A 21,119-nucleotide genomic window follows, 5' to 3' on the forward strand; every position below is an offset into this window, starting at 1 on the left:
CGGATGTCCTCGATTCGTCATGTTTCGTCCCGAAAACGGCGTTCACGTCTGGGCGGCTTTGGCGTCCCGGCAGGACAGGATGTCCGTCTGTTCAGGGCCGGCCTCACTGGTCGGGGCCACGAGCCGCTCGCCAAAGAGCGTGCCGATTCGTTGTTCCAGTTGCGCGATGTCGGCGTCGAGTAGCGCACCGTCGGCGGCGTCGAGCGCATGGACTGTCAGGACGTCGCCGCGCAGATCCGCGCTCAGCGTGCCCGGCAGCAGACTGAGCGTGTCGAGCAGCACCACCCGGGCCGAGGCGTTCGTCAGTCTGAGCCGATAGGTGTGTATGCCCGGTGCGATGTGCATCCTTGGCCGCATCACGCGCCAGGCTACGTCGAGTCCGCCCTTGAGCGACTGCCAGAGAAAGAAGGGCACGAAAACCAAAGCCGCGAGCAGGCGCGGTGATCCGCCATCGCGCCGGCTCAGGCGCAGACTGGCCCAGGTCGCCGCGATCACCGCCGGTGCGCCGATGATCCAGGAGGTCGGATCGGTCCCGGCGATCACCAGCCAGGCACAGGCAAAGAGCAGGAGGCGCAGCAGGATGGCGCCGAGGGTCGATTTGGATCCTGTCATCGATTCGGAATCTCCAGGCGTTGTGCCACGGTTTGAGCCATGTGTGGACACTCTTCAGAGACAAGAGGTTCCGAGCGCAGCTGGAATCGAGGCGCTCGCCGGCTGGAACGCTGGCGGCTCAACCGCTGCTAGCCGGACCAGCCGGCGGTTATACTGGCCGCATCCCGTTATCGGCCCAGGTCCGGAGTCCATGGCATTCTCACGCACGCTTCCCGAACTCTTCCGGCATACCGCCAAACGCTTTGACGATGCCCCGGCCATCCTCACCGATGAGCGCATCTGGACCTATGCAGACCTCGATGACGCCAGTGACGGTATCGCCGCCGGTCTGGCCGAGCGCGGCATCGCGCCTGGCGATCGGGTCGGACTCTATTGTCCAAACGGAGCGGCCTTCGTCTGCGGCTATCTCGGCATCCTCAAGGCCGGCGCCTGTGTCGTTCCGATCAATCTGCTACTGCCGCCGACGGCCATCGCGTTCGTGCTGAACGATGCCGGCGCCAAAGCACTCTGCTTCCATGCGGCCTTTGCCGAGCAGGCTGCCGCCGCGTTGACCGAGGTGCCCGGCGTGACCCTGCGTCTGGGGATCGGTCCGGTCGACCCCGAAACGGTCGATGTCCGGCTCGACGCGCTCACCACCGCCGCCAATCCATCCGCGCCGCGCATCGATCCCGACCAGGAGCCGGCCGTGATCCTCTACACGTCCGGTACCACAGGCCGACCCAAGGGCGCTGTGCTCACCCATGCCAATCTGGCGGCCAATGCCACGGCCGTGGCCGAGGTACTGGAGATCCGCTCCGGTGCCGACGGCGATCGCGTTCTGGTCGTGCTGCCGATGTTTCATGCCTTTGCCGCGACGGTTGGCCTGCTGATGCCCTTGCTCGCCGGGGCGGCGCTGGTTCCGGTGGCGCGCTTCGATGCCGCCCTGATCACGGAGGCCATCGGCACCCACCGCGCGACCCTCTTTCTTGGCGTGCCGAGTCTGTACGCTGTGCTGCTGCGACTCGACGACGCCCAGGTCGCGCGCTGGGGATCGGTGCGGCTGTGCGTCTCAGGCGGGGCGGCCATGCCCGAGGCGGTCATGCAGGCGTTCGAGACGCGCTTCGCGATCCCGATCCTGGAGGGCGACGGCCCCACCGAATGCGGGCCTGTCACCTGTGTCAATCCACCAGCCGGGCCGCGCAAGCCGTGCTCGGTCGGGCCGGCGCTACCGGGTGTGGAGATGCGTATCGCCGACCCGGACGGAAACTGGCTGCCCGACGGTGAACATGGCGAGGTCTGCGTGCGCGGCCCGAGTGTCATGCGCGGCTACTGGAACCTGCCCGAGGAGACGCGGGCCAGCTTCCATGGTGACTGGTTCCGTACCGGCGATCTCGGTTGGCGTGACAGTGACGGCTGGTTCTATCTGGTCGATCGGATCAAGGATCTGATCATCACCAACGGCATGAACGTCTACCCCCGGATCATCGAAGAGGTGCTGATCCGCCATCCTGGCGTGGCCGAGGCCGCTGTCGTCGGCGAACCGCACCCGCTGCATGGCGAGATCCCGATCGCCTACGTCACCGCAACACCGGGACAGGGTGAACTCGACACGCACGACCTGAAGGACTGGTGCCGCGCTCGACTCGGCCGTCATGAAGTGCCCCGGCGCATCGAGTGTGTCGCGACCCTGCCGAAGAATGCCTCTGGCAAGATCCTCAAGCGCGAGCTGCGCCGTACCGGCGAGCATGAACGCGGGGTCCGGCTGTCATAGCGGTCATGTACCGGCTGTCCGGCCCGGAGAAGTCGATCGACGGTGCACGGTCAGACGGCAACGGTCCGGTTCGCGATGCACACCATCACATGGCCGCGCGTTCGCGCTTTTCGAGGCCAAAAAAAGACCCGGCGGTGTGCCGGGTCGAAAAGTCTCTCGTAGAAGAGAGACGAGGAGGACAGCGTGAACTGGCGCTCTGGCCAGCAAATTCGGTGCGTCGCTCAAGTGTATCAGCGACCATGGGTGAAAGTTTAGATGATTTTCGATGATTGCAATGGGTCCAATGCAAATATTTTTATCGGACCCACGGCGTTCGTTGGGGTGCGCTGAACCGGCTCCCGGCCGACCGCCACCGAGAGGCGCAGGGTTGGCGGGGCCAGTGCAAGCGCTGCGGTCAGGTTACGACATCCGGTTCAGTGCGTCCGGTGCGGGTCTCGATCTGGGCCAGTTCGCGCGCGATGAGGACGAGCGGGCGCATGGCGTCCTGAGTGTCGCGGTGGTGTAGCGCCGGGTTCGGTTCAAAGTATTCGAGATAGACCCGCAGCGTGGCCCCAGAGGTGCCGGTGCCCGAGAGTCGATAGACGATGCGCGCGCCGCTCGCAAAGCCGATGCGGATGCCCTGGCGTTCGGAGACGCTGCCGTCGATGGGGTCGGTATAGGCGAAATCGTCGGCATAGCTCACGGTCTCCGCCCCGAGTTGACGGCCGGGCAGATCGGGCAGCAGTCGGCGCAGATGATCGACCAGTCCCTCGGCGGCCTCCAGATCCACGCCCTCGTAATCGTGCCGGGTGTAGAAGTTGCGCCCGAACCGGCGCCAGTGATCGGTGAGGATCTCGGCGACCGACTGTTGCCGCACCGCCAGCAGATTGAGCCAGAACAGCACCGCCCACAGCCCGTCCTTCTCGCGCACATGATCCGAGCCGGTGCCGAAGCTCTCCTCGCCGCAGAGCGTGATGCGCCCGGCATCGAGCAGATTGCCGAAGAACTTCCAGCCGGTCGGCGTCTCGAAACACTCGATCCCCAGGAAATCGGCGACCCGATTGGCCGCCTGACTGGTCGGCATCGAGCGCGCGATGCCCCGGATGCCTTGCCGATAGCCCGGCAGCAGATGCGCGTTGGCGGCGAGGATGGCGAGACTGTCGCTCGGGGTGACGAAGCAGTTGCGCCCTAGGATCATGTTGCGGTCGCCGTCGCCATCGGACGCGGCGCCGAAGTCAAGTCCGTCCGACCCATGGGTCAGGGCGACCAGTTCCTGGGCGTGGGCGAGGTTGGGATCGGGATGACCGCCGCCGAAATCCTCCAGCGGCACGCCGTTCATCACGGTGCCGGGCGCGGCGCCGAGCCGGTTCTCCAGGATCTCGATCGCATAGGGACCGGTGATGGCGTGCATGGCGTCGAAACGCATCTGGAAATGGCCGGAGTTGAACAGGTGATGAATGGCGTCGAAGTCGAACAGCGCCTCCATCAGGTCGGCGTAGTCGCGCACCGGGTCGATGATCTCGATCTCGGTCTCGCCGAGCGTGCAGACGCCGGGCTGGTCGAGATCGACCGGCGGCGTGTCGAGCGTCAGATAACGGTCGATGGTCTTCGTCCGCGCGAAGATGGCGTCCGTGACGGATTCGGGGGCCGGGCCGCCGTTGGCCGAGTTGAACTTGATGCCGAAGTCCTCGTCCGGCCCGCCGGGATTGTGGCTGGCCGAGAGCACGATGCCGCCCTGGGTCTTGTACTTGCGGATGACGCAGGAGACGGCCGGCGTGGAGAACAGCCCGCCGCGCCCGACGATGAGCCGCCGCACGCCATTGGCCGCCGCCAGCCGCAGGATGACCTGGATCGCCTCGCGATTGAAATAGCGCCCATCGCCGCCGACCACCAGGCTGCCGCCCCGGAGTTCGGGCAGGGTGTCGAGGATCGACTGCACGAAGTTCTCCAGGTAGCCCGGTTGCTGGAAGACCTTGACCTTCTTGCGCAGCCCGGAGGTTCCGGGGCGCTGACCCTCGAACGGCGTGGTGGCGATGCGGATCGTTTCCATCTTCAAACCCTTGAATTGTGGTTGAATAGCCTTTACTGAGCGGCCAGCGCGCGGCGGCGGGACGGCCGTGACGAGAACGGGGCGATGCCGACGTTGACGGGCATTGTATCCCCCCGGCCCCGTGCGACAATAAGCGGTGCGCGACAATTCGCGCCCATCCCCCACATTCACAGCAAGGTAAGTACCCAAAGATGACAGTCGAAGCGCATAAGGAAACACTGGAGTTCAAGGCCGAGGTGAGTCAGGTGCTGGATCTGGTGATCCGCTCGCTCTACTCGAACAAGGAGATCTTTCTGCGCGAACTGGTCTCCAACGCCTCGGACGCCGCTGAAAAACTCCGTTTCGAGGCTCTGAGCGACGACGGGCTCTATGAGGGCGATTCGGCGCTGCGCATCCGCGTCACGGTCGATCGCGACGCCGGCACGGTCACGATCTCGGACAACGGCATCGGTCTGAGCCGCAACGAGGTGGTCGAGACCATCGGCAGCATCGCCAGCTCCGGCACCCGCCGCTTCATCGAGAGCCTGTCGGGCGATCAGGCCAAGGACAGCACCCTCATCGGTCAGTTCGGCGTCGGCTTCTATTCAGCCTATATCGTCGCCGACAAGGTGACGCTGGTCTCGCGCCGCGCCGGACTCGGGGCCGAGCATGGCGTGCGCTGGGAGTCCGACGGACGCGGCAGCTACACGCTCGAAACGGTCGAGAAGGCCGGACGCGGCACCGACGTCACCCTGCATCTCAAGGAAGACGAGAAAGAGTTCCTGGATAGCTGGCGTCTGCGTTCGATCATCGGCAAGTTCTCCGACCACCTCGCCATCCCGGTCGAGATGGCCAAGGAACTCTACGGCGAAGAGGCCGAGCAGAAGAAGGACGAGCCGCCCGAGTTCGAGCAGGTCAATCGCGGCACGGCGCTGTGGATGCGCAACAAGTCCGACATCACGGAGGAGGAATACAACGACTTCTACAAGCACGTCTCGCACGACTTCCAGCCGCCGCTGGCCTATGCCCACAACCGGGTCGAGGGCACCAACGAATACACCGCGCTCCTCTATGTGCCGAGCAAGGCGCCCTGGGACCTGTTCGACCGCGACCAGAAGCACGGTGTGAAGCTCTATGTCCGCCGCGTCTTCATCATGGACGAGGCCGACAAGCTGATGCCGCACTATCTGCGCTTCGTCAAGGGCATCGTCGACTCCGACGACCTGCCGCTGAACGTCTCGCGCGAGATCCTCCAGCACAACCGCAAGATCGACACCATCCGTCAGGCCAACACCAAGCGCGTCCTGGGCTTGCTCGAAACCCTGGCCAAGGACGAGCCGGAGAAGTACGCGACCTTCTGGGACGAGTTCGGCAAGGTGCTGAAGGAAGGTCCGGCCGAGGACTTCGCCAACAAGGAACGCCTCGCCGGTCTCTTGCGCTTCTCGACCACGCACAGCGAGGGCAGCGAGCAGCGCGAGTCGCTCGATGCCTATATCGAGCGCATGAAGGAGGGTCAGGACAAGATCTACTACATCACGGCCGACAGCCCGGCGGCCGCCCGTCACAGCCCGCATCTGGAAGTCTTCCGCAAGAAGGGCGTCGAGGTGCTGCTGCTCTCCGATCGTGTCGACGAGTGGCTGGTCAGCCATCTGCACGAGTACAAGGGCAAGTCGCTCCAGTCCGTCGCCAAGGGCGATCTGGATCTCGGCGAGCTGGCCGACAAGGAGGAGCAGGAAGCCAAGGAGAAGGCCGCGACCGAGCACAAGCCGCTGCTCGATCGGCTCAAGAGCGCGCTCGGCGGGCAGGTCGAGGACGTGCGTCCCAGCACCCGTCTGGTCGACTCACCGGCCTGTCTGGTGGTCGGCGCCGACGACATGAGCGCCAATCTGGCGCGCGTGCTCAAGGCGGTCGGTCAAAGCGCACCCGAGACCAAGCCGATCCTGGAGGTCAACCTGGATCATCTGCTGGTGCGGCGTCTGGAGTCCGAGTCGGACGAGGGACGCTTCAATGATCTGGCCTCGATCCTGTTCGATCAGGCGCAACTGGCCGAGGGCGGTCAGCTCGACGATCCGGCAGCCTTCGTCGGGCGTCTCAACAAGCTGATGCTCAACATGATGATGGCCGGCGGCTGATCGTCGTCGACATCCGCGGCCTGACAGCGCGCGATCGGCGTTGATCGGGCGTTTTTGACGGACATCCCGGGCTGACTGGGGTGTCCGTTTTCGTTATGTCGAACCGCGTTGGTCGAGGCGGCTTCAGCCGCCTGCTTGGCCGGTTCGGCTAAAGCCGGGGTCTACGGATTTCAAACGTGCCCCAAAGTATTGAGATATGCAAAACTGATGATTGCTCAGTGCTTTGACCATGCCGCCCGGTTGATTCGGGTGGTCGCACCGCCAAGGGGCATGGCATACTGCGTAGGATTCGGGTTTTCCGTCAAATAATTCAAATGTTCCATCGAGGAGATCACAGCATGCGCATCATCCTGCTCGGCGGCCCAGGCGCGGGTAAGGGCACCCAGGCCGGCTTCATCAAGGCGCACTTCAACATTCCGCAGATTTCGACCGGCGACATGCTGCGCGCGCACGTCAAGCAGGGCACCGAGCTGGGTCTGGCCGCCAAAAAGATCATGGACGAGGGTGGCCTGGTCTCCGACGACATCATCATCGGCATGGTCAAGGAGCGCATCACCGAGGCCGATTGCGCCAACGGCTGTCTGTTCGACGGTTTCCCGCGCACGCTGGCCCAGGCCGACGCACTCAAGGACGCCGGCATCCATATCGACGCCGTGGTCGAGATCGACGTGCCGGACGAGGAGATCATCAAGCGCATGTCCGGCCGGCGCGTGCACCAGGCCTCGGGTCGCACCTATCACGTCGTCTTCAATCCGCCCAAGGTCGAGGGCCTCGACGATGAAACCGGCGAGCCGCTGATCCAGCGCGACGACGACCGCGAGGAGACCGTCAAGGCCCGTCTCCAGGTCTATCACGACCAGACCGAGCCGCTGATCGGCTATTACTCCTCCTGGGCCGAGCAGGGCGGCGAGGGTGCGCCGCGCTACATCAAAATCCACGGTATCGGTCAGGTCGAGGACATCCGCACCCAGATCCTGGCCGGACTCGAAGCGCTCTGAGGCGATTGCCGGACAGGACGACCCGCCGGATGGGCAGAGCGAACGCCATGCCCATCTCAATCGGCCGCAATCCGCCTGAAACTGATAACGCGACCGGATCACGCGCGTTCGTTCCGGTCGCGTTTCCATGCCCCGATCCGTCGCGCCCGCCATCCGGGGCGGGTCACGGGAGCCGCCGTTTCTGTTAGTATCCCACTCAACTTTTCATCCAACGGGGAGGCTCCCATGGCCGTCGTCGAGCTTGATACCGCCAATTTCGAACAAACCATCCAGAACAACGCCTTCGTGATCGTCGATTTCTGGGCGCCCTGGTGTGGCCCCTGCCGTTCCTTCGCCCCCGTCTACGAGAAGGTCTCGGAGGACTTCCCGGACATCGTTTTTGCCAAGCTCAACACCGAAGAGCATCAGGCGATCGCGGGCCATTTTCAGATCCGTTCCATCCCGACGCTGATGATCTTCCGCGATCAGATCATCATCTTCTCGCAGGCCGGCGCATTGCCCGAAGGGTCCTTCCGCGATCTGCTCACCAAGGCCGGCGAACTCGACATGGACGACGTGCGCCGCCAGATCGCCGAGCAGTCCAACGCTCAGGCTTGATCGGCTGACGCCAACGACGCGAGACGACGGGTCGTGAGCGCCCCGGTCGATCGTGTCGCGCTCTGCACGTTCCACCCTCGATGCAATTCGCGCTCGACCGCGCCTTTCTCCTCAAACTGATCGCGGGGCACCCGGATGTCGGCGCCCTGATGAGTCTGTGCGAGGAGAACTTCATCCTTCTGCGGCGTCTGGCCCCGGAGTTGAACGCCTATCCGGCCGGACAGCGCCTCTCGCGGCGTCCCGGAACCGTCGATCTCGCTCTGGAGGTCGAGGAGCAGGCGCGCTACACCACGCTGGTGCATCTGACCCACCGTTTCACGGACGCCGAGACGCTGGAGACCCATTCAGACCCGGATGCCCGGCTGCGCGTCTACCATGACGCCCGGCAGGTCGAGGTGCTGGAGCTGCGCCAGTCCATGCTGCCTCTGCGCACCCGGTACGCGCATCCGGCCCTGACCGACAAATGGCGGGCCAATCTGTTCCTGTCCAAATGGCTGATGTTCTGTCTGCGTCAGGGGCATGGCTTCGCGCCCGATCCGAACCCGGTCGGCGAGCGGCACCTGCTGATCGACGGCGCATCCTCGGTCTGTTTCGCGCAGCCTTCATAGCGTCGTTGATCGGTCCATGTGCGAGCCATGCTTGAAATAAGGGAATTGTTGACTAATTTAGTCCAATGACAATTCTCACTCCCAAGCAGGCAGCACAACCATGAGACTATCGACCAAAGGCAGATACGCCGTGACCGCCATGCTCGATCTGGCCCTGCACGCAGGCAAGGGACCGGTGACGCTGGCGGACATTTCATCCAGTCAAGGCATCTCGCTGTCCTATCTGGAACAGCTGTTCGCCGCCCTGCGCGCCAAGAAGCTGGTGCGCGGCGTGCGTGGTCCGGGCGGCGGCTATTATCTGGGCCGTGCTCCGAGCGAGATCTCGATCGCCAACATCATCTGTGCCGTCGACGAGTGGGTGGAGCTGACGCGCTGCGGCGGGCGCCAGAACTGTCACGAGGGCCAGCGCTGTCTGACGCATCATCTCTGGGACCAGTTGAGCGACGAAATCTTCAGGTTTCTCAGCGACATCTCGCTCCAGGATCTGGTCGATCGGGGCGGGCATCCCAAGCTCGAATTCGCCGCGCCGCGCGTCACGCTCGAACCCGAAAAACAGCGTCACGCGGCCTGATCGCCGTGGGATCGCATTTCCGGCGCTGAAAAAACTGTCCCGGCAGTGGTATGCTTCACAGCTTCTGTCCAGGCCGCCTGTTTGATTCCATCGACGGACGGCTCGGCCTTTTCAACCCTAGCTTGACGATTCATGGGCGCCATGGCAGAGCAGCCAGACGGTTTGATCTCGATTCAGGACTTCGTGCGCTGGGGCGCGAGCCGCTTCAACGCGGCCGGCCTCCACTTCGGGCACGGTACCGATAACGCCATCGACGAGGCGGCGCTACTGGTGCTGAGCGCCCTGCACCTCGACCCCAATCTGCCCGCGAACTTCCGCGACTGCCGGCTCACCCCGGCCGAGCGGGTGCGCGTCTGCGAGCTCATCGACCGCCGGGTCGTCGAGCGCGTGCCGGCGGCCTATCTGATCGGGCGTGCCTGGTTCGCGGGACTGGAGTTCCGGGTCGACGAACAGGTGCTGGTACCGCGCTCGCCGATCGCCGAGCTGGTCGAGGTCGGGTTCGATCCCTGGATCGACGCCGATCGTGTCGGCCGGGTGCTGGATCTGTGCACCGGCAGCGGCTGCATCGGCATCGCGGCGGCGGTCTATCTGCCGGACGCCGATGTCGATCTGGTCGACATCTCGCCCGAGGCGCTGGTCATCGCCCGTGACAACGTCGAGCGCCACGGCGTCGGCGACCGGGTGCATATCTTCGAGTCCGATCTGTTCGCCGCGCTCGGCGATCAGCGTTACGACGTGATCGTCTCCAACCCGCCCTATGTCTCACGCGCCGAGTTCGAAGCGCTGCCGACCGAGTATCACAACGAGCCGCATCTGGGTCTGCTCGCCGGCGAGGACGGACTCGACATCGTGCTGCGCATCCTCGACGAAGCCGCCGACCATCTCAACGAGCGCGGCATCCTGGTCGTCGAGGTCGGCAACTCGCTGCCCTTCCTGGAGTCGCGTCTGCCGGGCGTGCCCTTCACCTGGATCGAATTCGAGCGCGGCGGGGAGGGGGTCTTCCTGCTCACGCGCGAGCAGCTCCTCGACTACCGGCCGCTCATCGAGGAGGCACTCTATTCCTGATGCGCAGGCCGCGTCCTGCGATTCGCGGTACCGGCAATTGCATTCCCACATCCCGCCGCACCAGCGGCCGAATTCCGGCGCCCAGGATTCGGCCACGGCGGGGACGATGCCTGAACAGGCTTTACACGACGGGCCGCTCGGGAGCCAGAGACGCCCCCCGCGGCTGGAGGATTGAACGGTGGAGCAAGGCGTTTCCTTCGACCTTGATTTGATTCGTCGCTACGACCAGAGCGGTCCGCGCTATACCTCGTATCCCACGGCGGTCGAGTTCGACGAATCCTTCGACGAGGCGGCCTACAAGGCGGCCTGCGCACGCAGCAACGAAAGCGGCCGGCCGCTCTCGCTCTATTTCCACATCCCTTTCTGCGACACGGTCTGCTTCTATTGCGCCTGCAACAAGATCGCGACCAAGGACCGCTCACTGGCGCCGCCCTATCTGGAGCGCGTCTATCGCGAGCTGGAGATGCAGTCGGCCCTGTTCGACAAGTCGCGTGTCGTCGAGCAACTGCACTGGGGCGGCGGCACCCCGACCTTCCTCAGCCACGACCAGATGGTCGAGCTGATGGACGTGACGCGCCGTCATTTCACCTTGGCCGATGACGAGACCGGCGAATTCTCGATCGAGATCGACCCGCGCGAGGCCGATGCCTCCACCGTCAAGCTGCTGCGCCGGATCGGGTTCAACCGCATGAGTCTCGGCGTACAGGACTTCGACGAGCGGGTGCAGGCGGCGGTCAACCGCTTCCAGACCGAGGCCCAGACCATGACGGTGCTGGAGGCCGCGCTCGCCGAGGGGTTCCGCTCGACCAGTATCGATCTGATCTACGGCCTGCCGTTCCAGTCGGTCGAGAGCTTCATGAAGACCCTGGAGCGCGTGATCGAGGTCAATCCGCAGCGTCTGTCGGTATTCAACTATGCGCATCTGCCCGAGCGCTTCAAGCCGCAGCGACGCATCAACGAAGCCGATCTGCCCGCGCCTCAGGTCAAGCTCGACATCCTGCAATCGACCATCGCGCGTCTGACCGAGGCCGGCTATGTCTTCATCGGCATGGACCACTTCGCCCGTCCCGACGACGAGCTGGCCGTCGCCCAGCGCGCCGGCACCCTGTACCGCAACTTCCAGGGTTACTCGACCCACGCCCATTGCGACCTGATCGGCATCGGTGTCACCTCGATCGGCATGATCGACAACACCTACGGTCAGAACCGCCGCGAACTCAACGAGTATTACGCCGACATCGACGCCGGGCGTCTGCCGGTGTTCCGGGGTCTCGAACTCAACCGTGACGATCTGATCCGGCGCGATGTCATCACCCGGCTGATCTGCCATTTCCAGCTCGACAAGGCGGCGGTTGCGGCTCAGTGGGGCATCGTCTTCGACGACTATTTCGCCGACAGTCTCGCCAAGCTCAAGGGCATGGAAGAGGATGGGCTGGTGACGGTCGACGCCGACAGTATCCGCATCCAGGCGCGTGGCCGACTGCTGGTGCGCAACATCTGTATGGCCTTCGATGCCTATCTGGCCGTCAAGACCGGCCCGATCGGTTTCTCCAAGGTCATCTGAGCGCGGCCGGACGCTGGAGGCGTACCAGTCTCCAGCCGCCGCTGGAAGCGTCGATGACGAATCCCGCCCGCTGTCAAGTGGGCGGTTCGTGCTATACTTCTCGGCTTTTGAAGGCGCCGCCCAGGCGAATGCGGGGCGGCGTCGAGATTTTTATTGACAGGCGTGGCGCTCCAGCTTGGCGTCCGCGGGAGAAATTCAATGCAAGTGTCGGTTGAAGCGGGCGAGGGACTCGAGCGGCGGATGCGGGTCGACCTGCCGTTCGATGAGGTCGGTGCCGAGGTCGAGAAGCGGTTGCAGCAGCTCGCGCGCCGCGCCAAGCTGCCGGGTTTCCGGCCCGGCAAGGTGCCGATGAAGGTGCTGCGTCAGCGCTACAACGCGGAGCTTCACCAGGAAGTCTTCGGCGACATGGTGCAGAAGACCCTCTACAAGGCCTTCGAGCAGGAGTCGTTGATGCCGGCCGGTATGCCGCACATCGAGCCCGATCTCGACATCGACGCCGGTCGTATGGCGTATACCGCCGTTTTCGAAGTCATGCCCGAGATCACGCTGGCCTCGGTGAGCGACAGGGTCGTCAAGCGCCCGGTGAGTGAGCTGACCGACACCGATCTGGACGACATGATCCAGCGCCTGCGCGAGCAGCGCAAGACCTGGGCCGCCGTCGAGCGTCCGGCTCAGGCCGGCGACCAGCTCAGCATCGGCTTCGTCGGCACGATCGAGGGCGAGGCCTTCGAGGGCGGTACCACCACCGGCTTCAAGCTCGAGCTCGGCTCGGGCCGTCTGATCCCCGGCTTCGAGGATGGCCTGGTCGGCGCCACTGTCGGCGAGACGCGCACGCTCGACCTGACCTTCCCCGAGGGGTATCAGGCCGAACATCTGGCCGGCAAGCCGGTGCGCTTCGAAGTGACCGTCGAGTCGATCGCCGAGCCGCGTCTGCCCGAGGTCGATGCCGAGTTCGTCAAGAACTTCGGGGTCGAGGACGGCGACGTCGAGCGATTCAAGGCCGATGTGCGCCGCAACATGGAGCGCGAGTTGAAAGAGCGCCTCACCGCCCGCACCAAGGAGCGGGTGATGGACATGCTCTATGAAGCCAACCCGGTCGATCTGCCCAAGGCGCTGATCCAGAGCGAGATGCGCACCATGGTTGAGCAGATGCGTCAGGCTCTGGGTGGCGGCCAGATGCAGCTGCCGCCCGAGATGTTCGAGCCCGGCGCCAAGCGTCGGGTCGCCCTGGGTCTGATCCTGGGCCAGATCATCCGCGACAACGAGATCAAGGCCGATCCGGAGCGCGTGCGCGAGACCGTCGAGCGTATGGCCGCGAGCTATGAGCAGCCGCAGGAAGTGCTCGATTACTACTATGGCGACGAAGAGCGCCTGAGTTCGGTCCGGGCGCTGGTCATGGAAGAGCAGGTGGTCGATCTGATGCTCGAACAGGTCCAGGTCGAGGACGAGCCGCTGACCTTCGCGCAACTCACCGAGCAATAGGGCATCCGCCACGTCCGCGTATTCAGCGGCGGCGATCAGGCGGCGGAGTCGCTCCGCCATGCGGACGCCGCCGCGATGACACGGCGCTGTCTCCCTCTTTTCAACGATCAATCGAAGATTCCAGCCATGAGCACACCCCTGAGTCGCACCGATTGGCAGCCCCAAGGTCTGGGGCTGGTGCCCATCGTGGTCGAGCAGACCGCGCGCGGCGAGCGTTCGTTCGACATCTATTCGCGTCTGCTCAAGGAGCGGGTCATCTTTCTCGTCGGTCCGGTCGAGGACCACATGGCGAATCTGGTGGTGGCGCAGCTGCTGTTCCTGGAATCGGAGAATCCGGACAAGGACATCCATCTCTATATCAACTCGCCCGGCGGCTCGGTCACGGCCGGTCTGGCCATCTATGACACCATGCGCTTCATCCGTCCCGACGTGAGCACCATGTGCATCGGTCAGGCGGCGAGCATGGGTGCGCTGCTGCTGGCCGGCGGTGCGGCGGGCAAGCGGTTCTGTCTGCCGCACTCGCGCATGATGATCCATCAGCCGCTCGGCGGCTTCCAGGGTCAGGCGACCGACATCGAGATCCATGCGCGCGAGATCCTCTACATTCGCGAGCGGCTCAATCAGATCCTGTCCCATCACACGGGGCAGCCGATCGAAAAGATCGCCGAGGATACGGATCGCGATCGTTTCATGGACGGCGAGACGGCACGCGAATATGGATTGATCGATCAGGTCATCACTGAGCGCGGCCCGGTCGCCTCCAAAAAATCCTGAGAACACCGCCCGCCCTCCAAGATCGAAAGACTGAAACAGCCATCGAAAGACCCGTCCCGCCGCATCGATGGCGGGACGACCTTCCTGAACCGGAACGACCCAGGCGCCTCTCGCCAACCAGGATGATCGGATCAGGGGCTATCCCGCCGAAATTCGTGATCGAGTCCAAGGTTCGTGCTCAAGTTTCTTGCCATATACCCCCAAATGGTTATGATTGAACCCGCCTCATTCGGGAATGCAGGATTAGCATCCCTCACAGCCCCCCCGGAGATCTACGCCCGATGAGTAAGAGCGACGACGGTAAACTGCTCTATTGTTCCTTCTGCGGTAAGAGCCAGCACGAAGTGCGCAAGCTCATCGCGGGTCCATCGGTGTTCATCTGCGATGAATGCGTCGAGCTGTGCAACGACATCATTCGCGAGGAGATGGAGGAGAACGCCGCCGAGACGACCAACCATCTGCCCAAGCCGCGCGAGATCAACGCCAAGCTCGATGAATTCGTGATCGGACAGGAGAAGGCCAAGAAAGTCCTCTCGGTCGCCGTCTACAACCATTACAAGCGTCTCGAAGTCGCCGAGGCCAAGGAAGACATCGAGATCGCCAAGAGCAACATCCTGCTCATCGGTCCGACCGGCTCGGGCAAGACCCTGCTCGCCGAAACGCTCGCGCGTCTGCTCAACGTCCCCTTCACCATCGCCGATGCCACGACCCTGACCGAGGCCGGCTATGTGGGCGAGGATGTCGAGAACATCATCCAGAAGCTCCTGCAGAAGTGCGACTACGACGTCGAGAAGGCGCAGACCGGCATCGTCTACATCGACGAGATCGACAAGATCTCGCGCAAATCGGACAACCCGTCGATCACGCGCGACGTCTCGGGTGAGGGCGTGCAGCAGGCATTGCTCAAGCTCATCGAGGGCACCATCGCCTCGGTGCCGCCGCAGGGCGGACGCAAGCATCCGCAGCAGGAGTTCCTCCAGGTCGATACCTCGAACATCCTGTTCATCGTCGGCGGCGCCTTCGCGGGCCTCGACAAGGTGATCCAGAATCGCTCCAAGAAGACCGGCATCGGCTTCTCGGCCGAGGTCCAGAGCAAGGACGACAGCCGTCAGATCAGCGAACTGCTGAGCGCGGTCGAGCCGGAAGACCTGATCCGCTACGGACTCATCCCCGAGTTCGTCGGCCGTCTGCCGGTGATGGCGACCCTGGAAGAACTCGACGAAGCGGCCCTGATGCTGATCCTCACCGAACCCAAGCATGCGCTGGTCAAGCAGTATGCGCGGCTGTTCGAGATGGAGGGCGTGCAACTGGAGATCCGCGACGACGCCCTGCGTGAGATCTCGCGCAAGGCGATGGAGCGCAAGACCGGCGCGCGCGGTCTGCGGACCATCATGGAACAGGTGCTGCTCGACACCATGTACGATCTGCCCTCCATGGATCATGTCAGCAAGGTCGTGATCGACGCCTCGGTCATCAATGGCGAGAACAAGCCCTTCCTGATCTACGAGCGGATCGAAAAGCAGGCCGTCGCGGCGGATTGATCCGGACGCTGTGTTTTTGAACCGCCAGGGCGCCAAGCGCCCTGGCGGTTTCAATACCCATCCAATCGCTGGGCGCGGGTCGATCGACTCGCGTCCTTCTGGGCTCCAGGCGTTGAAGAGCTTGCCCCCAGCCCCGATCCTGTCAGCATACTCACCACCCCGACGTCCCGTGCTTCGATCCGTGGCCGCTGCCCCCGGCACGGCTCACGCCCCCGTTCGGTGGAACGTCGCTTCTAACGAGAACAGGTTTCCATGGCTCAAAACATCCCAGCTTCCGGTCGTGAGCGATCCATCCAGCAGGAAGTTCCCGTACTTCCACTGCGGGATGTGGTCGTCTACCCGCACATGGTCATCCCGCTGTTCGTCGGGCGCGACAAGTCGATCCGCGCCCTCGATGCGGCCATGGCCACCGACAAGCAGATTCTGCTGATCGCGCAGAAGAGCGCCGATGTCGACGAACCCAGGGTCAAGGATCTCTATGAGATCGGCACGCTGGCCAACATCCTCCAGTTGCTCAAGCTGCCCGACGGCACGGTCAAGGTGCTGGTCGAGGGCAGCCAGCGCGCCCAGATCGACCGTTTTCTGACCACGGAAGACGCTTTCTCCGCGCTCATCCAGCCCATGTCCGAGACCCTGGAGATGGACGAGCGCGAGCAGGAAGTGCTGATGCGCTCCTCCCTCGCGCTCTTCGATCAGTACGTCAAGCTCAACAAGAAGGTGCCGCCCGAGGTGCTGACCTCGCTCGCCAGCATCGACGACGCCGGCCGGCTCGCCGACACCATGGCCGCGCACATGGCGCTCAAGCTCGACGAGAAGCAGCGCGTGCTGGAGATGATCGACATCGCCGTGCGGCTCGAACATCTGATGAGCCTGATGGAGGCCGAGAACGACATCCTCCAGATGGAGAAGCGCATCCGTGGGCGCGTCAAGCGCCAGATGGAGAAGAACCAGCGCGAGTACTATCTGAACGAGCAGATGAAGGCGATCCAGAAGGAACTGGGCGAGCTGGAAGACGCGCCCAACGAGATCGAGGATCTGGCCCGACGCATTGAGGCCGCCGGGATGCCGCGCGAGGCCAAGAACAAGGCGCTCGGCGAGTTGAACAAGCTCAAGCTGATGTCGCCCATGTCGGCCGAGGCGACCGTGGTGCGCAACTACATCGACACCCTGGTCAGCGTGCCCTGGAAGAAGCGCACCCGCATCCGCAACGACATCAAGGTCGCCGAGTCCGTGCTCGACAAGGATCACTACGGGCTGGAGAAGGTCAAGGAGCGCATCCTCGAATATCTGGCCGTGCAGCAGCGCGTGCGCAAGCTCAAGGGACCGATCCTGTGTCTGGTCGGCCCGCCTGGTGTCGGCAAGACCTCGCTCGGGCAGTCGATCGCGCTGGCGACCAACCGCAAGTTCGTGCGCATGTCGCTCGGCGGCGTGCGCGACGAGGCCGAGATCCGCGGTCATCGCCGCACCTACATCGGTGCGTTGCCGGGCAAGATCATCCAGAACCTGTCCAAGGCCGGTTCGCGCAACGCCTTCTTCCTGCTCGACGAGATCGACAAGATGGCCATGGACTTCCGTGGCGATCCGGCCTCGGCGCTGCTCGAAGTGCTCGACCCCGAACAGAACCACACCTTCGCCGATCACTATCTGGAGGTGGACTTCGACCTGTCCGAGGTCATGTTCGTGGCCACGGCCAACACGCTCAACATCCCGCCGGCGTTGCTCGATCGCATGGAGGTCATCCGGCTCTCGGGCTACACCGAGGACGAGAAGGTCGCCATCGCCGAGCGCTATCTGGTGCCCAAACAGATCCGCAACAACGGTCTCAAGAGTTCCGAACTGGTGATCCGCGAGAACACCCTGCGCGACATCATCCGCCACTACACGCGCGAGGCCGGCGTGCGCAATCTGGAGCGCGAGATCTCCAAACTCTGCCGCAAGGTCGTGAAAGAAATCCTGCTCAAGAAGCGCGACGCGCCCACGGTGATCACGCCCAAGTCGCTGGAGAAGTATCTCGGCGTACAGCGCTATCGCTATGGCCGCGCCGACGAGCACGACCAGATCGGCCAGGTCACGGGATTGGCATGGACGGAAGTGGGCGGCGAGTTGCTGCGCATCGAATCGGCGCTGGTTCCCGGCAAGGGCAAGTTCACCTACACCGGCCAGCTCGGTGACGTGATGCAGGAATCCATCCAGGCCGCCATGACCGTGGTACGCGCGCGCGCCGACGCGCTCGGCGTGCCGGCGGACTTCCACAACCAGTTCGACATCCACATCCATGTCCCCGAGGGCGCCACACCCAAGGACGGTCCGAGCGCGGGCGTGGCCATGTGCACGGCCCTGGTCTCGGCGTTGACCAAGATCCCGGTGCGTTCCACGGTCGCCATGACCGGCGAGATCACCCTGCGCGGCGAGGTGCTGCCGATCGGCGGACTCAAGGAGAAGCTGCTCGCCGCCCATCGCGGCGGGATCGAGACCGTCATCATCCCGTTGGAGAACGAGCGCGATCTGACCGAAATCCCCAAGAACATCAAGCAACATCTCAGGATCCATCCGGTGCGCTGGATCGACGAGGTACTGGATCTGGCCCTGACCCAGCATCCCGCCCCCATCGAAACCAAAATCGATGGGGAGGAGCCGATCGCGGAAGCCGAGGACGCGCGCGATGGAGCTGCCGAGGCCGGACGCGAGCAGGGCGCGCGCCTGCATCACTGAGTCCGGCGCAATTGATGGTTGCTTCCCGCGCCCTCTGCGCATTAGGATGCCAGCACGATCGAGGCGCCCCACAGTGGGGCGCGCGGGCCTTTCCAGACGATCGAGAGGCCAGACCGTATCCGGCGACCGGGCGCGGCCCGACGCTGACCATTCAGGCATAAAACTGGGGATTCACAGGGGAAATCCATGAATAAATCGGAACTCATCGAAAAAATGGCCGAGGCCGCCGACATCTCTAAGGCTGCGGCCGGTCGCGCCCTGGATGCCTTCACCGATTCGATTGCTGTTGCATTGAAGGAAGGAGATACTGTATCATTGATCGGGTTCGGTACCTTCTCGTTGAAAGAGCGTGCGGCCCGCACCGGTCGCAACCCGCAAACGGGCGCCACCATCGAAATCAAGGCATCGAAAACGCCTTCATTTAAGGCTGGCAAAGCACTCAAAGACGCGGTACAATAGTCGCTCGCTTCACAAGGGTGCTTAGCTCAGCTGGGAGAGCATCGCCCTTACAAGGCGAGGGTCGCAGGTTCGATCCCTGCAGCACCCACCAAAATTTGGAGCGGTAGTTCAGTTGGTCAGAATACCGGCCTGTCACGCCGGGGGTCGCGGGTTCGAGCCCCGTCCGCTCCGCCAACTTCGAGTAAACGGGGTATCCATCACAAGTGGATACCCCGTTTTTTTGTTTCTGGACCTGGATCTTCGCGAGTCACCATGCTTCAGACCATCCGTGAACGCGCCCAAGGCTGGATCGCTTGGGCCATCGTCATCCTGATCAGTATTCCATTCGCCCTGTGGGGGATTCAGTCCTATCTGGGTGTGGGCGGCGAGCCGATCGCGGCGACCGTCAATGGGGTCGAGATTCCGGCGCGCGAGCTGGACCGGCGGGTCCAGGAGACGCGCTTCGAACTGCGCGAGCGCCTGGGCGCGGCCTATGATCCGGCGGCCTTCGACGATCAGCGTCTGCGCGCCGAGGTGCTCGAAACCCTGATCCAGGAAGCCTTGCTCATGGACGTCGTCGGGCGTCTCGGGTTGCGTGTCTCGGACCAAGAGGTCCAGATGCAGATCCTTTCCGATCCGGCCTTTGTCAGCGAGGGTCGGTTCGACAAGGACACCTATGAACGTCTGTTGCGCTTCCAAGGTCTGACCCCGGCGATGTACGAGGCGCAGTTGCGTCAGAAGATGAGCGCGACCCAGTTGATTCGCGCCGTCTCCAGCAGCGAGCTGGCCACGCGCGCCGAACTGGACACCTACAAACGGCTCATGGGTCAGAAGCGCGAGATCAGCTATCTACGGCTGCCGCTGGCCGAGCATCGCACCGACGAGCCGATCGACGAGGCGCGCATCACGGCCTATTACGACTCCAATCGCGCGCGCTTCCAGAGTCCTGAGCAAGTCAGGCTCGACTATCTGGTGCTCGACACCGACGCCCTGTCCTCCAAGGTCGAGGTGAGCGAGGAGGATCTGCGCCAGCTCTATGCGTCCGATCAGGCGCGTTTCGCCCAGCCCGAGCGGCGCGAGGTGCGTCATCTGCTACTCAAGGTCGATGCGGATGCCGACGAAGCCGCCGCGCGCGCGGTGCTCGATGAGATCCAGGCGATCCGCGCCCGGATTCAGGCGGGTGAGTCGTTCGAGGAACTGGCCAAGACGCTGTCGCAGGATCCGGGCAGTGCCGCCAAGGGCGGATCGCTCGGGGTCATCGAGTCCGGCATCATGGTTCCGGCCTTCGATCAAGCGGCTTTCGCCCTCAAGACGGGGGAGCTGAGCGAGCCGGTCCGCACCCCCTTCGGCTATCACCTGATCGAGGTGGTCCAGATCCTGCCATCCAAGGCCAAGCCGTTCGAGGACGTGCGCGAGCCGTTGCGCGCCGAGCTGGCCAAGCAGCGCGCCGAGGGGCTGTTCTATGAGCTCGCTGAGCGTCTGGCCAACATCAGTTACGAGTCGCCGGACAGTCTCGATCCGGCGGCCGAGGCGCTGGGGCTGACCATTCAGCACAGCGACTGGATCGGCCGCAATGGGGGCGATGAAGGACTGCTGTCGCACCCCAAGGTCATGGCGGCGGCCTTCAGCGAGGACGTTTTGGTCGGCGGCAACAACAGCGACCTGATCGAACCCGAGCGCGATCGGCTCCAGGCCATCGTGTTGCGCGTGGCCGAGCATCGCGAGGCCTCCGTCAAGCCGCTGGACGAGGTGCGCGAGGAAATCGTCGCCGCCATCCGTGACGAACAGGCGCGCGCGGCAGCCAAATCGGCCGCCGAGGCGCTGGCTGAAAAGCTGCGTGACGGCTCCGGCTGGTCGGTGGCCGGTGAGGAGCTGAAGCCCGAGTCGCCGGGGCTGGTCTCTCGTCAGAGCGCCGAGGTGCCGGCCGGCGTGCTGGATGCGGCCTTCAAGCTGCCGGTGCCGACCGATGGGGCCGTCAGTGTCGGAACCGCGATCCTGGACGATAGTGATGCGGTCGTGGTGCGTCTGACCAAGGTCGAGGATGGTCAGGTCGAGGCTGATGGGGAAGGCGGCGAGGATGGTTTCTCGGCCGAGTCCTTCATCATCACCCAGATCATGGGGCGTCAGGCCTACACCAATGTGCTCGAAGACATGGAGTCGCGCGCCAAGATCGAGCGCAAAGCGTCACAGGGGAGCGACGAGGCGCTGTAAGCGGCTGGTCGACGCTGGCGCGTCACAGGATGGCTCCCACGCCTGAGCGTGGGAGC

General features: G+C 64.0%; 16 protein-coding genes and 2 tRNA genes. 16 read left to right on the forward strand and 2 right to left on the reverse strand.

All coding sequences use genetic code 11. The features are described 5' to 3' along the window. Positions 1 to 42 precede the first annotated feature (42 nt). Positions 43 to 612 (reverse strand): Na+/H+ antiporter subunit E, encoded by a 570-nt coding sequence (locus ALVIN_RS06975; protein WP_012970622.1) that lies wholly within the window; start codon positions 610 to 612, stop codon positions 43 to 45. Between the two features lie 190 nt (positions 613 to 802). Here ALVIN_RS06975 and ALVIN_RS06980 point away from each other — a divergent pair, with 190 nt between their 5' ends. Beyond that, on the forward strand, positions 803 to 2,362 hold the full coding sequence (locus ALVIN_RS06980) for a long-chain-fatty-acid--CoA ligase (RefSeq protein WP_012970623.1): 1,560 nt from the start codon (positions 803 to 805) through the stop codon (positions 2,360 to 2,362). Between the two features lie 394 nt (positions 2,363 to 2,756). Here ALVIN_RS06980 and ALVIN_RS06985 read toward each other — a convergent pair whose 3' ends face one another. After that, entirely contained in the window at positions 2,757 to 4,391 is a 1,635-nt protein-coding gene (locus ALVIN_RS06985; protein WP_012970624.1) for an alpha-D-glucose phosphate-specific phosphoglucomutase, read from the reverse strand. Between the two features lie 191 nt (positions 4,392 to 4,582). Between ALVIN_RS06985 and htpG the strand changes: the two genes are divergently transcribed. The 15 genes from htpG (at position 4,583) to ALVIN_RS07060 (ending at position 21,063) form a co-directional block, all read left to right on the forward strand. Further along, positions 4,583 to 6,502, forward strand: a complete 1,920-nt coding sequence (gene htpG, locus ALVIN_RS06990; RefSeq protein WP_012970625.1) for a molecular chaperone HtpG — start codon at positions 4,583 to 4,585, stop codon at positions 6,500 to 6,502. A 338-nt stretch (positions 6,503 to 6,840) separates the two neighbouring features. After that, on the forward strand, positions 6,841 to 7,500 hold the full coding sequence (gene adk, locus ALVIN_RS06995) for an adenylate kinase (RefSeq protein ID WP_012970626.1): 660 nt from the start codon (positions 6,841 to 6,843) through the stop codon (positions 7,498 to 7,500). Positions 7,501 to 7,725: 225 nt separating this feature from the next. Then, positions 7,726 to 8,097: a thioredoxin gene (gene trxA / locus ALVIN_RS07000; protein ID WP_012970627.1), complete on the forward strand. Its 372-nt coding sequence runs from the start codon at positions 7,726 to 7,728 to the stop codon at positions 8,095 to 8,097. Between the two features lie 80 nt (positions 8,098 to 8,177). Further along, positions 8,178 to 8,705, forward strand: coding sequence for a DUF1249 domain-containing protein (locus tag ALVIN_RS07005; RefSeq protein WP_012970628.1), 528 nt, complete (start codon positions 8,178 to 8,180; stop codon positions 8,703 to 8,705). Between the two features lie 100 nt (positions 8,706 to 8,805). Beyond that, the gene (locus ALVIN_RS07010) at positions 8,806 to 9,276 is read left to right on the forward strand and encodes an Rrf2 family transcriptional regulator (RefSeq protein ID WP_012970629.1); all 471 of its coding nucleotides are present in this window, start codon (positions 8,806 to 8,808) and stop codon (positions 9,274 to 9,276) included. A gap of 141 nt (positions 9,277 to 9,417) precedes the next feature. Further along, positions 9,418 to 10,341, forward strand: coding sequence for a 50S ribosomal protein L3 N(5)-glutamine methyltransferase (prmB, locus tag ALVIN_RS07015; protein ID WP_043796074.1), 924 nt, complete (start codon positions 9,418 to 9,420; stop codon positions 10,339 to 10,341). A 178-nt stretch (positions 10,342 to 10,519) separates the two neighbouring features. Next, a complete protein-coding gene (gene hemN / locus ALVIN_RS07020; protein ID WP_012970631.1) occupies positions 10,520 to 11,905 on the forward strand; it encodes an oxygen-independent coproporphyrinogen III oxidase in 1,386 nt (461 codons plus the stop codon). Between the two features lie 198 nt (positions 11,906 to 12,103). Then, a complete protein-coding gene (gene tig, locus ALVIN_RS07025) occupies positions 12,104 to 13,387 on the forward strand; it encodes a trigger factor (RefSeq protein ID WP_012970632.1) in 1,284 nt (427 codons plus the stop codon). 126 nt (positions 13,388 to 13,513) lie between these two features. Further along, entirely contained in the window at positions 13,514 to 14,161 is a 648-nt protein-coding gene (gene clpP / locus ALVIN_RS07030) for an ATP-dependent Clp endopeptidase proteolytic subunit ClpP (RefSeq protein ID WP_012970633.1), read from the forward strand. Positions 14,162 to 14,442: 281 nt separating this feature from the next. Further along, positions 14,443 to 15,702: an ATP-dependent Clp protease ATP-binding subunit ClpX gene (clpX, locus tag ALVIN_RS07035; protein ID WP_012970634.1), complete on the forward strand. Its 1,260-nt coding sequence runs from the start codon at positions 14,443 to 14,445 to the stop codon at positions 15,700 to 15,702. Positions 15,703 to 15,954: 252 nt separating this feature from the next. Then, a complete protein-coding gene (gene lon, locus ALVIN_RS07040; RefSeq protein WP_012970635.1) occupies positions 15,955 to 18,414 on the forward strand; it encodes an endopeptidase La in 2,460 nt (819 codons plus the stop codon). A gap of 186 nt (positions 18,415 to 18,600) precedes the next feature. Further along, entirely contained in the window at positions 18,601 to 18,873 is a 273-nt protein-coding gene (locus ALVIN_RS07045; protein WP_012970636.1) for an HU family DNA-binding protein, read from the forward strand. Between the two features lie 15 nt (positions 18,874 to 18,888). Next, a tRNA-Val gene (locus tag ALVIN_RS07050) sits at positions 18,889 to 18,964 on the forward strand. Between the two features lie 6 nt (positions 18,965 to 18,970). Beyond that, a tRNA-Asp gene (locus tag ALVIN_RS07055) sits at positions 18,971 to 19,047 on the forward strand. 78 nt (positions 19,048 to 19,125) lie between these two features. Then, positions 19,126 to 21,063: a SurA N-terminal domain-containing protein gene (locus ALVIN_RS07060; RefSeq protein ID WP_012970637.1), complete on the forward strand. Its 1,938-nt coding sequence runs from the start codon at positions 19,126 to 19,128 to the stop codon at positions 21,061 to 21,063. The last annotated feature ends 56 nt before the right edge of the window (positions 21,064 to 21,119 follow it).

The organism is Allochromatium vinosum DSM 180, from assembly GCF_000025485.1.
Lineage (GTDB): Bacteria > Pseudomonadota > Gammaproteobacteria > Chromatiales > Chromatiaceae > Thermochromatium > Thermochromatium vinosum.

Bases quoted from the DNA above. Each gene is read 5' to 3' on its own strand.
- ALVIN_RS06975 (WP_012970622.1), bottom strand. From the start codon at position 612: ATGACAGGATCCAAATCGACCCTCGGCGCCATCCTGCTGCGCCTCCTG.
- ALVIN_RS06980 (WP_012970623.1), top strand. From the start codon at position 803: ATGGCATTCTCACGCACGCTTCCCGAACTCTTCCGGCATACCGCCAAA.
- ALVIN_RS06985 (WP_012970624.1), bottom strand. From the start codon at position 4,391: ATGGAAACGATCCGCATCGCCACCACGCCGTTCGAGGGTCAGCGCCCC.
- htpG (WP_012970625.1), top strand. From the start codon at position 4,583: ATGACAGTCGAAGCGCATAAGGAAACACTGGAGTTCAAGGCCGAGGTG.
- adk (WP_012970626.1), top strand. From the start codon at position 6,841: ATGCGCATCATCCTGCTCGGCGGCCCAGGCGCGGGTAAGGGCACCCAG.
- trxA (WP_012970627.1), top strand. From the start codon at position 7,726: ATGGCCGTCGTCGAGCTTGATACCGCCAATTTCGAACAAACCATCCAG.
- ALVIN_RS07005 (WP_012970628.1), top strand. From the start codon at position 8,178: ATGCAATTCGCGCTCGACCGCGCCTTTCTCCTCAAACTGATCGCGGGG.
- ALVIN_RS07010 (WP_012970629.1), top strand. From the start codon at position 8,806: ATGAGACTATCGACCAAAGGCAGATACGCCGTGACCGCCATGCTCGAT.
- prmB (WP_043796074.1), top strand. From the start codon at position 9,418: ATGGCAGAGCAGCCAGACGGTTTGATCTCGATTCAGGACTTCGTGCGC.
- tig (WP_012970632.1), top strand. From the start codon at position 12,104: ATGCAAGTGTCGGTTGAAGCGGGCGAGGGACTCGAGCGGCGGATGCGG.
- clpP (WP_012970633.1), top strand. From the start codon at position 13,514: ATGAGCACACCCCTGAGTCGCACCGATTGGCAGCCCCAAGGTCTGGGG.
- clpX (WP_012970634.1), top strand. From the start codon at position 14,443: ATGAGTAAGAGCGACGACGGTAAACTGCTCTATTGTTCCTTCTGCGGT.
- lon (WP_012970635.1), top strand. From the start codon at position 15,955: ATGGCTCAAAACATCCCAGCTTCCGGTCGTGAGCGATCCATCCAGCAG.
- ALVIN_RS07045 (WP_012970636.1), top strand. From the start codon at position 18,601: ATGAATAAATCGGAACTCATCGAAAAAATGGCCGAGGCCGCCGACATC.
- ALVIN_RS07060 (WP_012970637.1), top strand. From the start codon at position 19,126: ATGCTTCAGACCATCCGTGAACGCGCCCAAGGCTGGATCGCTTGGGCC.